At 73.7% G+C, this 12350-nt stretch carries 13 protein-coding genes; 8 read left to right on the forward strand and 5 right to left on the reverse strand.

Translation table 11 applies throughout. From position 1 onward, the window contains the following. Nucleotides 1-31: 31 nt before the first annotated feature. Nucleotides 32-856 carry a MerR family transcriptional regulator gene (locus tag KG102_RS03245; protein WP_208290493.1) on the forward strand — a complete coding sequence of 275 codons (825 nt, stop codon included), beginning with the start codon at nt 32-34 and terminating at the stop codon, nt 854-856. 33 nt (nt 857-889) lie between these two features. Next, nucleotides 890-1804 carry a transglutaminase-like domain-containing protein gene (locus KG102_RS03250; protein ID WP_208209908.1) on the forward strand — a complete coding sequence of 305 codons (915 nt, stop codon included), beginning with the start codon at nt 890-892 and terminating at the stop codon, nt 1802-1804. On the opposite strand, the gene KG102_RS03255 is transcribed toward KG102_RS03250, so the two are convergent. The 3 genes from KG102_RS03255 to msrA all read right to left on the reverse strand — a co-directional run bounded on the left by KG102_RS03255 (nt 1801) and on the right by msrA (nt 4918). Next, the gene (locus tag KG102_RS03255) at nt 1801-3045 is read right to left on the reverse strand and encodes a D-arabinono-1,4-lactone oxidase (RefSeq protein ID WP_443623133.1); all 1245 of its coding nucleotides are present in this window, start codon (nt 3043-3045) and stop codon (nt 1801-1803) included. The genes KG102_RS03250 and KG102_RS03255 overlap by 4 nt on opposite strands. A gap of 9 nt (nt 3046-3054) precedes the next feature. Further along, entirely contained in the window at nt 3055-3900 is an 846-nt protein-coding gene (locus KG102_RS03260) for a CPBP family glutamic-type intramembrane protease (protein WP_372438463.1), read from the reverse strand. 349 nt (nt 3901-4249) lie between these two features. After that, complete coding sequence (gene msrA, locus KG102_RS03265) at nt 4250-4918, reverse strand: peptide-methionine (S)-S-oxide reductase MsrA (RefSeq protein ID WP_208209906.1); 669 nt, start codon at nt 4916-4918, stop codon at nt 4250-4252. A gap of 222 nt (nt 4919-5140) precedes the next feature. Between msrA and KG102_RS03270 the strand changes: the two genes are divergently transcribed. The 3 genes from KG102_RS03270 to ilvA are packed head-to-tail and all read left to right on the forward strand — an operon-like array spanning nt 5141 to nt 8891. Beyond that, nucleotides 5141-6370, forward strand: coding sequence for a cystathionine gamma-synthase (locus tag KG102_RS03270; protein WP_208290491.1), 1230 nt, complete (start codon nt 5141-5143; stop codon nt 6368-6370). After that, complete coding sequence (locus KG102_RS03275; RefSeq protein ID WP_208290490.1) at nt 6367-7692, forward strand: AI-2E family transporter; 1326 nt, start codon at nt 6367-6369, stop codon at nt 7690-7692. The genes KG102_RS03270 and KG102_RS03275 overlap by 4 nt, the downstream gene beginning before the upstream one ends. Further along, entirely contained in the window at nt 7689-8891 is a 1203-nt protein-coding gene (gene ilvA, locus KG102_RS03280; protein WP_208209903.1) for a threonine ammonia-lyase, read from the forward strand. The genes KG102_RS03275 and ilvA overlap by 4 nt, the downstream gene beginning before the upstream one ends. Before the next feature lie 60 nt (nt 8892-8951). Here the strand turns inward: ilvA and greA are convergent, their stop codons facing one another. Then, nucleotides 8952-9437: a transcription elongation factor GreA gene (gene greA / locus KG102_RS03285; protein WP_208209902.1), complete on the reverse strand. Its 486-nt coding sequence runs from the start codon at nt 9435-9437 to the stop codon at nt 8952-8954. A 250-nt stretch (nt 9438-9687) separates the two neighbouring features. Then, on the reverse strand, nt 9688-10107 hold the full coding sequence (locus tag KG102_RS03290) for a DUF4307 domain-containing protein (protein WP_208290489.1): 420 nt from the start codon (nt 10105-10107) through the stop codon (nt 9688-9690). A gap of 191 nt (nt 10108-10298) precedes the next feature. Here KG102_RS03290 and mca point away from each other — a divergent pair, with 191 nt between their 5' ends. Genes mca through KG102_RS03305 form a run of 3 tightly spaced genes read left to right on the forward strand, consistent with a single transcriptional unit; the run spans nt 10299 to nt 12345 of the window. Next, nucleotides 10299-11159, forward strand: coding sequence for a mycothiol conjugate amidase Mca (mca, locus tag KG102_RS03295; protein WP_208210944.1), 861 nt, complete (start codon nt 10299-10301; stop codon nt 11157-11159). Further along, entirely contained in the window at nt 11156-11515 is a 360-nt protein-coding gene (locus KG102_RS03300) for a hypothetical protein (RefSeq protein WP_208290488.1), read from the forward strand. The genes mca and KG102_RS03300 overlap by 4 nt, the downstream gene beginning before the upstream one ends. Next, entirely contained in the window at nt 11512-12345 is an 834-nt protein-coding gene (locus tag KG102_RS03305) for a carbon-nitrogen hydrolase family protein (protein WP_208209899.1), read from the forward strand. Before KG102_RS03300 ends, KG102_RS03305 begins: the two co-directional genes overlap by 4 nt. The last annotated feature ends 5 nt before the right edge of the window (nt 12346-12350 follow it).

Below are 12350 nucleotides of genomic sequence, written 5' to 3' on the forward strand. Positions count from 1 at the left end.
TCCGCGTGGGGGCTGTCGCTATCCTCGGCGCGTGGCGGCGGGCGAGGTGACGATCGGCGAGTTCGCGCGCCGCTCCGGGCTCTCGCTCAAGGCGCTGCGGCTCTACGACGCCCGCGGGCTGCTGCAGCCGGTGCGCGTCGACCCGGCCACGGGCTACCGCTACTACGACCTCGACCAGCTGGCCCGCGCGCGCACCGTCTCGCTCCTGCGCCGCCTCGAGATGCCGCTCGGTGCGATCGCCGACGTGCTGGCCGAGCCGGTCGGGCAGGCGGCCGCGATCCGCTCGTGGTGGTCCGAGAGGCAGCGGGACCTGGCGGACCGCGGCCCCGAGCTCGACCTGGTGCTGCAGTCCCTCGGTGCGGCGGGCGAGTCCGTCCACACCGGGCGGTTCGGCATCGACGACGTGCTCGTCCGGCCGGCCGCGGCGCGGACCGTCGCGACCGTGCGGCGCCACGTGGTGCAGGACGACCTGGTCGCTGCGTTCGCGTCCGACGTCCTGGAGATCCGGTCGTTCCTCGACGAGGGCGGCGCCTCGTACGGCACCGAGTTCTGGGTGGTCTTCCACGGCGCGGTGGGGCGTGACGGCGACGGGCCGATCGAGACGTGCTTGCCGTACGAGGGGGCGCTCACGCCCGTCGGCCCGATCACGCTGCGGCAGGAGCCCGCGCAGACGATGGCGTTCGTCCCGGTCACCGCGGCCGACTGCCGCTACCCCCAGATCATCGGTGCCTACGTCGCGCTCGAGACCTGGTTCTCCGTCGGTGGACGCCGCGCGGCGGGCCCGTCGCGCGAGCTCTACCCGGTGCCGTGGTCGGACGAGGGCGTCGTCGCGCACGTCGCGCAGCCGGTCGCTTGACCCTGCCCCAGGGGCAGACACCACGCTGGCGCCATGCCCGATCTCGACGCGTACGCGACCCACAGCCCGTACACCGACCCCGGCCGCCACGCCGCGCTGCTCCGAGGGGTCGGAACCGACCCGGCGGCGCTGCACGCGGCGTCGTGCCGCACGGTCATCCACTACCGGGCCGGCGCGGAGCAGCTGGTCCCGGGCCAGGACGCGGACATCGACCTGCGCTGGCTGGCCGACATCCTCGGCGAGGCGCAGCGCCGCGCCGCCGGACCGCTCGACGCGGAGCGCCCGCCGGTCCAGCAGATCGCGGGATGCTGCCGCGACCACACGCTGGTCGCGGTCGCGGTCCTGCGTGAGCACGGCATCCCGGCGCGCAGCCGCGTCGGCTTCGCGGCCTACTTCCGTCCGGGCTTCCACCACGACCACGTGGTGGCCGAGCGCTGGGCCGGGTCGCGCTGGGTCCGCTTCGACCCGGAGCTGGACGCGGGCGACGACTGGTTCGACTTCGACTCCCACGACCTGCCGACGGGTCTGGGGGCGCCGTTCGAGACGGCCGCCGAGGTGTGGCGCGCGCACCGGCTCGACGGCCTCGACGTCTCGACCTACGGCGTCGACCCGTCGTTGCCCGAGCTGTGCGGGCCGGAGTTCGTGCGCGGGTACGTGGTGACCGAGCTCGCGCACCGGCGGCGTGACGAGCTGCTGCTCTGGGACGTCTGGGGCGACACGATGCCGGAGACCGACACCCCCGCCGACGAGCTCGACCGGCTGGCCGACGAGGTCGCCGCGCTGCTCGTGGCCGCCGACGCGGGGGACGGCCGGGCGGAGGCCGAGCTGACGCGGCGGTACGCGACCGACGCGCGGCTACGGCCGGGCGGCTCCGTCGTCACGCTGTCGCCGACCGGGCGGGTGGGCGACGCGGACCTGCTCGCGCGGGTGAACCGCTGGCGGTCCTAGAGGACGTGCCGCTCCAGGTAGGCGTTGCGGAAGACGCCCTCGGGGTCGGTCCGGGCGACGAGCGCGCGGAAGTCGTCCCAGTGCGGGTAGAGCCGGGCGAGGTCGCGGCCCTCGTCGGCGAACAGCTTGCCCCAGTGCGGTCGCGCGTCGAACGGGGCCAGCGCGGCCTCGATCGTCGGCAGCAGTGCCGTGACCTCGCGCTGGAGCGGGCGCCAGGTGAAGTGCAGGCCCACGCGCGGCCCGCCCTGCGCGCCCGACAGCCACAGGTCGTCGCCGGCCATGGTCCGCACCTCGGTCACCTGGAGCAGCGGTGAGATCCGGTCGCCGAGGGACCGCACGGCCTCGAGCGCCTGCACGGCGTGCGCGCGCGGCACCAGGAACTCGGACTGGAGCTCGTCACCGTTGCTCGGCGTGAAGTCCATCCGGAAGTGCGGCAGGCGGTCGTGCCACGGTCCGGGCTCGCCCAGCTGCGCCGTGCAGTTGACGGGGTCGATGCCGGGCAGCGGGTGTCGCGGACCGTCGGCCGGCGTGGCACCGAACAGCTCGGCGCGCTGCTGGTACGACGGGGTGACGCGCGACTTGCGCCAGACCTGCTGGATGGTGTCGCCCGTCCAGTCGGTGAAGAGGCTGACGGAGTCGGCGCTGCCGGTGATCTCGTCCAGGTGCTCGAGGGCGGCGGGCCAGGGGAGGTCGACGTGCACCTCCTGGGCGACGTCGTAGGTGGGCTCGATGTCGAGGGTGACGCGGGTGACCACGCCGAGCGCCCCCAGGGCGACCACCGAGCCGGCGAAGTCCTCGTCGCCGCGTCGGACGGTCCGCAGCGCGCCGTCGGGCCCGACGATCTCCAGCGCGGCGACGGCGCCGGCCAGGTTCCTGCTCGCGTCGCCCGAGCCGTGCGTCCCGGTGGCGACCGCTCCCGCGACCGAGATGTGCGGCAGGGACGCCAGGTTGTGCACCGCCCACCCGGCGGGGTGCAGGTGCTGGGCGAGGGTGCCGTAGCGGGTGCCGCCGGTGACGGTGACCGTCCGGGCCTGCGCGTCGATCTCCGGGGTGGACTCGAGACCGTCCAGCGCGACGAGCGCGTCCGGGCCGTCGGCGAGGTCGTTGAAGCAGTGCCGGGTGCCCAGCGCGCGGATCCGGCGCGCGCCCGCGACGGTCTCCTGGAGCTCCTCGACCGTGCGCGGATGGTGGATCTGGGCGGCGCCGTACGTGTAGTTGCCCGCCCAGTTCGTCAGCATCACCACTCCCACCTACGAGCCACCGGTGACGAAGATATCGAACAGGTTCGGGTCGTGCGCGTGCACCAGCACCATGAACACGAACAGGTCGAAGAGCAGGTGGACCGCCACGACGTAGGTCAGCGACGTGGTGCGCCGGAAGATCCAGCCCTGGATCAGCGCGAACGGGATGGTCAGCAGCGGGCCCCACTCGCGGTAGCCCAGCTCCCACAGGAACGACACGAAGACCGTCGCCTGCAGCAGGTTGGCCAGCCAGAACGGGAAGTGCGGCCGCAGCAGCGCGAGGACCACGCAGATGAAGAACAGCTCGTCCCAGATGCCGACCGCGTTGACCCCGACGAACAGCCGCACGACGTCACCCGTGCCGTCCAGGTCCGGCCAGTTGCGCCACACGCCCGACCCCAGGAAGTAGGCGGGCAGGATCAGGTACGCGGCGACCGCCACGGCCACCAGGTACACCGCCTGCCACCGGTCCCAGCGGCGGCCCGTGTGGATCGGGTAGTGGATCTTGTCGTCGCGGAAGACCTTGCGCGAGATCAGCGTCGGCACCAGCACCGCGAGGCCGAGGGCGAGCGTGAACTTGAGCATGCCCAGGTTGGACAGGTCGGCCTTCAGCGAGATCGTGCTGATGATCGCCTGGCCGAGCGCGATCAGCCCCAGGTCGCGGCCGAGCCGCCGGTCCACGGCGAGGCCCAGTGCGACCCCCGCGACCAGCGGCAGGTAGCCGAGCGGGCGGACGTGGACCGCGAACAGCAGGACCGCGGCACCGCAGACGAGCGCCGCCGCGAGGAGGCGGGCGGCGTTCTGGGCGGCGGACCGTCGGTCGTCGAGCACGGGAACGGGGAGCTGGGCGGTCACGACGTGCAGTCTGACTGCTGCGCGGCTGCTCGGCGACCCCTACCCCGGCTCGGGACGGGTTGCCGTCGGGCGCTCGCGGCGGTGTACGTGGACCGAGGTCCAACGCCGCATGGACGATCGTGGACGACGTCGGCGCGCCCTGGATAGGTTCGCGGCGGACCGGCAGGGGGCGACTCGGCCGGTCCGCCACAGACGTTCCCGTGGGTGGCTGATCAGGACGACGGGGGAGTCCTGACCAGCCCCGGTGCGGGCGGGTGACCGGCAGCGGGGGCTTACCGGTCACCCGCCCGTGCGCAGGGGACCAGACGCCGGCCGCGACAGCGTCGTCGCGCGTCCGGTCACGCCGCGGTCACGCGCCCGTGGGCCGCGGGCAGGAGACGCCCGTGCCGCCGATCCCGCAGTACCCGTTGGGGTTCTTGTCCAGGTACTGCTGGTGGTAGTCCTCGGCGTAGTAGAACGGGCCGGCGTCCTGTGCCGACCGGATCTCCGTGGTGATCTCACCGAATCCCGACCGGGTCAGCCGCGGCTGGTACTCGTCCCGCGTGGTGCGCGCGAGGCGCTCCTGCTCGGGGGTCGTGGTGTACACCGCGGAGCGGTACTGCGTGCCCACGTCGTTGCCCTGCCGGTAGCCCTGCGTCGGGTCGTGCGACTCCCAGAAGGTGCGGAGCAGCTCCTCGGCAGAGACGACGGCCGGGTCGTACGCCACGAGCACGATCTCGGTGTGCCCGGTCAGGGCGGTGCAGGTCTCCTCGTAGGTCGGGTACGGCGTGAAGCCGCCCTGGTAGCCGGCCGCGGTCGTCACGACGCCGGGGATCTGCCAGAAGGTGCGCTCGGCACCCCAGAAACAGCCCATCGCCAGGTAGATGACCTCGGTGCCCTCGGGCCAGGGGCCCTGCAGGGGTGTGCCGAGGACCGTGTGGGTCGAGGGGATGCTGTAGGCGTACCGGTCACGGCCCGGCAGGGCCCGCTCCGGTGCCACCATCGTGGACTTGAGGGCGGATCCAAACAGCCAGTTCATGGTGGTGTTCCTCTCCGGGAGCCCGGTGGGTCACCTGGGTCCTCCCGGGGTCTGCAACCGTGCGCACGCGACGGGTGTTCCCGCCGACCAGGGGTTCTCTTGACCGAACCAATACCTGACCGAGAACGCACGAGCGCATGACCTGGACCGCACCGGGACCGCACCCCGGGCCGTCCCGCGCGGCCGACCCGGCGGACGTCGGCGACCGCCTAGCCTGGGACGGTGACGAACGACGCGCAGCCCCACGACGACTGGTCCTCCGCCGGCTTCTCGACCCGCGCCATCCACGCGGGCCAGGACCCCGACCCCGCCACCGGGGCGGTCGTGACCCCGATCTACGCGACCTCGACGTACAAGCAGGACGGCGTCGGCGGCCTGCGCGGCGGGTACGAGTACTCGCGCTCCGCCAACCCGACGCGTACCGCGCTCGAGGCGGCGCTCGCCGCGGCCGAGGGGGGTGCGGCCGGCTTCGCGTTCTCCTCGGGGCTCGCCGCCGAGGACACGGTCCTGCGCGCGACCCTGCGGCCGGGCGACCACGTCGTCATCCCGAACGACGCCTACGGCGGCACGTACCGCCTGATCGCGCGCGTGTTCGGCCCGTGGGGCATCGACCACACCGCGGTCGACCTGTCCGACTCGGACGCCGTGCTCGCCGCCATCCAGCCCGGCCGCACGAAGGTGGTCTGGGTAGAGACGCCGACCAACCCGCTGCTCGGCATCGCCGACATCGCCGTGCTGGCCGCGCACGCGCGGTCGGCGGGCGCGGTGCTCGTCGTCGACAACACCTTCGCGACGCCCTACTTCCAGCAGCCGCTCGCGCTCGGCGCCGACGTCGTCGTGCACTCGACCACCAAGTACATCGGCGGGCACTCGGACGTCGTCGGCGGCGCCCTCGTCGTGGCGGACGGCGCGCAGCTCCCCGTGGGGCTCGACGGCCCGACCGGCACGGCGAGCCTGGCCGACGCGGTGCGGTTCCATCAGAACGCCTCGGGCGCGGTCGCGGGCCCGTTCGACGCGTGGCTGACGCTGCGCGGCCTCAAGACGCTCGCCGTGCGGATGGACCGGCACGCGAGCAACGCCCGCGCGGTCGCGGACTTCCTCGTGGCGCACGACGCCGTGGTGTCGGTGATCTACCCGGGGCTCGAGAGCCATCCCGGGCACGCCGTGGCGGCGCGCCAGATGACCGGGTTCGGCGGGATGATCTCGTTCCGCACGGGCAGCGAGGCCTCGGCCCTCGCGGTGTGCGCGGCGACCCGCGTGTTCACTCTCGCGGAGTCCCTCGGCGGCGTGGAGTCGCTGATCGAGCACCCGCACCAGATGACGCACGGGTCGGTGGCGGGCACCGAGCTCGAGGTGCCCGCCGACCTCGTGCGCCTGTCGGTCGGCATCGAGGACGTCGCCGACCTGCTCGCCGACCTCGAGGCGGCGCTCGTCGCCGGGCGCGGCGCGTGAGCCCGACCGCGTCCAGGCCACGGCTCGACGAGCCCGGTCGCACCGGCGATGGGCAGGCCGTCCCCCCGGCGGTGCGGAACGCGGCCGCCTGGTCGTGGCGGTTGCTGCTCATCGGCGCCGGGCTGGCGGTCCTGCTCTGGCTCCTGAACGAGCTCAAGGTCGTCGTCGTCCCGATCGCCGTGGCCGTGCTGCTCGCGGTCCTGCTCACGCCGTTCGTCGGCTGGCTCCAGCGGGTCACCCGCATGCCCCGCGCCGCGGCGGCCGGGATCGGTCTGTTCGGGATGCTCGCGCTGGTGGCCGGTCTGCTGACGCTCGCCGGCCGCTCGATCATCAAGGGCTTCGGCCAGCTGTGGCAGCAGGCGGCGCAGGGGATCGACAGGCTGACCACGTGGCTGGCGGACGGCCCGCTGCAGGTGTCCGACGCGGACATCGCGAGCTGGACCGAGACGCTGCAGGGCTCACTCACCGGCGGCACCCCGACGCTGGTGTCGGGGGCACTGCACGCCACGACGACCGTCGGGCACGTCGCCGCCGGAGCGCTCATCGCCCTCTTCTGCACGTTCTTCTTCCTGCTCGACGGCCGGACGATCTGGGCCTGGGTGGTCGGGCTCTTCCCGCGCGGGTCGCGTGAGTACATCCACCAGGCCGGCCGGCGAGGGCTGGTCACGCTCGGCGCGTACACCCGCACGCAGATCCTGGTCGCGGCCGTCGACGCCGTCGGCATCGGCGTCGGTGCCGCGATCCTGCAGGTTCCGTTGGCGCTGCCCCTGGCGGTGCTGGTGTTCCTGGGCTCGTTCATCCCCGTCGTCGGTGCCGTGGTGACCGGCTCGGTCGCGATCCTGGTGGCGCTGGTCTCGAACGGCCCCGGATCGGCCATCTGGATGCTCGCGGTGGTCCTGCTCGTGCAGCAGTTCGAGGGTCACGTGCTCCAGCCGTTCCTCATGGGCCACGCCGTCTCGCTGCACCCGGTCGCGGTGCTGCTCTCGGTCGCGGCGGGCTCGTTCGTCGCGGGGATCGTGGGCGCCCTGTTCGCGGTGCCCGTCGCGGCGACGATCAACACCGTGATCCTGTACCTGCACGGGCACGACAAGTTCCCCCAGCTGGGCACCGACGACCACGTCCCGGTCCGGGGTCGGGGGCACCCGATCCTCGACCGCGCCATCGCACAGATGGCCGAGGCGCGCTCCGAGCGGGTGGCGACGCGGGCGGAGGCCGCCGAGCGCGCCGAGGCGGACGCGCCGGCCGTGATCGGCACCGAGGCGCACGACGCCGGCGAGCCGGGCGGGCCCGACTCCCGACCTGCGACCTCGGACCCGCGGTGACCGACCTCGCGGACGTCCGTGCCGCAGCCGTGCTGCTCGACGGGGTCGCGGACCGGACCCCGGTGCAGCTCAGCCGCGCGCTGTCGCAGGCGTGCGGGGCGCAGGTGTGGCTCAAGTGCGAGAACCTGCAGCGCGCGGGCTCGTTCAAGCTACGCGGCGCGTACGTGCGGATGGCCCGGCTCTCACCGCAGGAGCAGGCGCGGGGGGTCGTCGCCGCCAGCGCGGGCAACCACGCGCAGGGCGTCGCGCTCGCGGCCCGCATGCTCGGGCTGACCGCGGTCGTGTTCATGCCGGCCGACGCGGCGCTGCCCAAGATCGCGGCCACCCGGGACTACGGCGCGCACGTCGAGCTGGTCGGGGCCAGCGTGGACGAGGCGCTGGTGCACGCGCGCGCGTACGCGGACCGGACGGGGGCCGTGCTCATCCACCCCTTCGACCACGACGACGTCGTGGCGGGCCAGGGCACGATCGCGCTGGAGATCGTGGAGCAGGTGCCCGACGTGGCGACGGTCGTCGTGCCGGTCGGTGGCGGCGGGCTCGCGGCGGGGGTCGTCACGGCGCTCGCGGAGCTGCGGCCCGACGTGCGGGTGATCGGCGTGCAGGCGGAGCGGGCGGCCGCGTATCCCGCGTCCCTGGCGGCGGGCCGGCCGACCGCCGCCCGGGAGCTGCGGACGATGGCCGACGGCATCGCGGTCGGGACGCCGGGCGGCGTGCCGTTCGGGATCCTCGCCGCGCACGACGTCGAGGTGCGGACCGTCTCCGAGGAGGACCTGTCGCGCGCTCTGCTGCTGGTCGCGGAACGCGCCAAGATGCTGGTCGAGCCGTCCGGGGCTGCCGCGGCGGCGGCCCTGATGTCCGGGATCGGGCCGGTCACGGGGCCCGTCGTGGCGATCCTGTCCGGCGGGAACATCGACCCGCTCGTCCTCATGCGGGTGGTGCGGCACGGGCTGGCCTCGGCCGGCAGGTTCCTGCAGCTGCGGGTGCGCATCGACGACACCCCCGGCGCGCTCGCGGACCTGCTGCGCGCCCTGGCGGACACCGGCGGGAACGTCATGCACGTCTCGCACGCACGCACCGTCGGCGACCTGCAGCTCGACGAGGTGGCGATCGAGGTGCAGGTCGAGACGAAGGGGCCGGAGCACTGCGCCTACGTCCTGGACCGGCTCCGCACGGCGGGATACCGGCTCGCGGACGGTTGACGCGGAACGAGCGCGAGGCGCCACCCCGTCGGGGTGACGCCTCGCGGCCGTGGTCCTGGGTCAGCCCTCGAAGGGCTTCGCGCCGGTGATCTTGACCTCGATCACGCGGCCGTTGGGCGCCGTGTACGAGGTCGAGTCGCCGATCATCGTGCCGTTGATGGCGGCGCCGAGCGGCGAGGTCGGCGAGTAGACCTCGATGTCGGACGACCCGGCGATCTCGCGGGAGCCGAGCAGGAAGACCATCTCGTCGCCGGCGACGACGGCCGTGACGACCATGCCCGGCTCGACGACCCCGTTGTCGGGGGGCGTCCCGATCTGGACGTTGCGCAGCTTCTCCTTGAGCTCGCGGATGCGGGCCGCCTGCTTGGCCTGCTCCTCACGAGCCGCGTGGTAGCCGCCGTTCTCCTTGAGGTCGCCCTCGTCGCGCGCGGCGGCGATCCGCTCGATGACCTCGGCGCTGCCCTCACCCTCGAGGTGCGCGAGCTCGGCCGTGAGGCGGTCGTAGGCCTCCTGGGTCAACCATGTGGCCGCAGTCGTATCGGACACGATCGCTCCTTTCCTGACGTGTATGCCGGACGTGCCGTGGTGAGCGTCGTCGGGGGACGACGCTCGGCAGTCCGATCGACCGGAAGCATGGAACGCGTCCGGATAGCGGGTACTGAGGGGTTCTCCGCCGTTCCCTCTCGGTCACGTCGACCAGTGATGTCGACCAGTGATGGTGCGCAACCGGGGCGGCGTTGAAACGAACAGGATAGCAAGCGTCGGCCGTCAGGCCCCCGAGATCACCCGTGTGCGCTCAGGATCGTGCGTCGGAGACCAGCTCGCAGGACTCCACGGTCCCCGTCACCGGCAGCCCGGTGGTCGGCACCGTGACGGTCACCCGTCGGGTCGCCTGGTCGGCGGGACCGATCTCCACCGTGCGCACACCGACCTCGGAGTACGACTCCGACAGGGCGGTCACCCGGCACGCGACGGTGGACTCCTTGGGCTTGGTCACCTCGAACGTCACGTCGATGGCCTGCTCGCCGTCGAGCGCGAAGCCGACGTCCTTGAACGACACCGGCCGGGACGCCATCGACAGGGCGACCCAGAGGGCCACCGCGATCCCCAGGACCGCGGCGGCGAGCAGGGCGATGCGCCCGCGGCGTGCGGAACGCGCGGTCGGCTCGGGACCGTAGCGACCTGCGGGCGGTCGGGTGGCGGCTGACTCGGTCACGGGACTCCTCGTGCTCTCGCGCGCGCTGCGCGAGCTCGGTGGACTGCACGCGGGCCGTGGCGCGATGCGGGCGCCGCGTGCGCGATCATTGTCTCTCGTCCAACCACCCGCCCGTGCCGAGCGGTACCGCGCCCGCGGTCCACCGGCGGGCGACCGACGGGAGGCCCCAGGTGACGGATCGGCTGCGCCTGATGGCGGTGCACGCCCACCCCGACGACGAGTCGAGCAAGGGGGCGGCGACCACGGCGAAGTACGCGGCCGAGGGCGTCGACGTCCTCGTCGTCTCCTGCACCGGGGGGGAGCGCGGGGACGTGCTCAACCCCAAGCACCCGCCGGTCGACGGCGGCCTCGACGGGATGCGCGAGTACCGCAGGCACGAGATGGCGGCCGCGGCCGCGGCGCTCGGGGTGCGTCACCACTGGCTGGGCTTCGTCGACTCCGGTCTGCCGGAGGGGGACCCGCTGCCGCCGCTGCCCGAGGGCTGCTTCGCGCTGGTCCCGCTGGAGGAGGCGTCGGCGCCCCTGGTCCAGCTGATGCGCGAGTTCCGGCCGCACGTGGTCACCACGTACGACCCGACGGGCGGCTACCCGCACCCGGACCACATCATGTGCCACCGGGTGTCGGTGGAGGCGTTCGAGGCGGCGGGCGACCCCGAGCGGTACCGCGGTCTCGGGGAGCCGTGGGCGCCCTCGAAGCTCTACTACAACCACGGGTTCTCGCTGGCGCGGATGCGTGCCGTGCACGACGCGATCGTCGCCGCCGGCGGGGAGTCGCCCTTCGGTGACTGGCTCGACTCCCGGCAGGCCCGCGAGGTGCCCGAGCGCGAGGTGACCACCCGCATCGACTGCTCGGAGTTCTTCCCGCAGCGCGACGCAGCCCTGCGTGCGCACGCCACCCAGATCGACCCCGACGGCTTCTTCTTCGCGGTGCCCCGCGAGCTGGAGGTCGCCCAGTGGCCCACCGAGGAGTACGAGCTCGTGACCTCACGCGTCCCGGTCACCCTGCCCGAGGACGACCTGTTCGCCGGACTGCGAGAGGTGGTGCCCGCGTGATCGCCACCCTGCTCCTGGCCGTGCCGACGCCGAGCCCGTCGCCCTCGGACGTGACGATCGACGGGACGCCGCTGGGCTCGCCCGGGTTCCTCGGCTTCGTCTTCACGTTCGCCCTGGCAGTGGCGGCCGTCTTCCTGTTCCTGTCGCTGACCAAGCAGATGCGCGTGGTCGACCGCCGCGCCAAGGCGCAGGAGCTCGAGGACGAGCGCCGCGACGCGGAGGAGCAGGCGCCCGTGCGCCCCGACCCCGGTGCGGTGGAGACCGGTGCCGCGGGTCCGGACCTCGACGTCTCGCCGCGCCAGACCGGGCCCGACGACGGTCCGGAGCCCGACGACCGTCCGGGTACCGGCCGATGAGCTCGCGCCCCGAGCCCCCGCAGCGCCCGTCGGTGCGGGTGACCGTGGCGCAGCTCCAGGTCAGCGACGACCACACCGCGAACCGGCAGGTGGTCGAGGACGCGTTCCGCACGGCTGCCCGTGCCCGGGCGGACCTGCTGGTGCTGCCCGAGTACGCCTCGGGGTTCGATCCCCGGGGGGTCGGCGTGGAGCACGCCGAGCCCCTGGACGGTCCGTTCGTGGCGATGCTGCGTGCCCGTGCGGCGGCGACGGGTGTCGCCGTGCTGGCGGGCACCACGCTGCCCGCCGACGGCGACGACCCGCGTGCGGTGAACGCCGTCGTGGGGGTGGACGCCGCGGGCGACGTGGTCGGGGTCTACCGCAAGGTCCACCTGTACGACGCGTTCGGTCAGCACGAGTCGGAGCGCCTGGCGCCCGGGCCGGCGGACGCGGCGCCGCTCGTCATGGACGTGGGCGGCCTGAGGTTCGGCGTGCTGACCTGCTACGACCTGCGCTTCCCGGAGTCGGCCCGCCGGCTGGTCGACGCCGGTGCGCAGGTGCTCGTGGTGCCCGCCGCCTGGGCCGCCGGCGAGCTCAAGGCGGTGCACTGGCGGACGCTGGCCATCGCGCGAGCCATCGAGAACACCGCCGCGGTGGTCGCGGTCGGTCAGGCGGGCAGGGCCGTCACCGGACGCTCGCTCGTGGTGGCCCCGGACGGCGTCGTGGGCCTGGAGATGGACACCGAGCCGCAGGTCCGGACGGTCGACGTGGACGGTGCCGCGCTGCTGCGCGTCCGCGAGCAGAACCCGTCGCTGGCCAACCGCCGGTACGCGGTGGTCCCGGTCGTCTGAGCCAG

The organism is Cellulomonas fengjieae (genome assembly GCF_018388465.1).
Classification (GTDB): domain Bacteria; phylum Actinomycetota; class Actinomycetes; order Actinomycetales; family Cellulomonadaceae; genus Cellulomonas; species Cellulomonas fengjieae.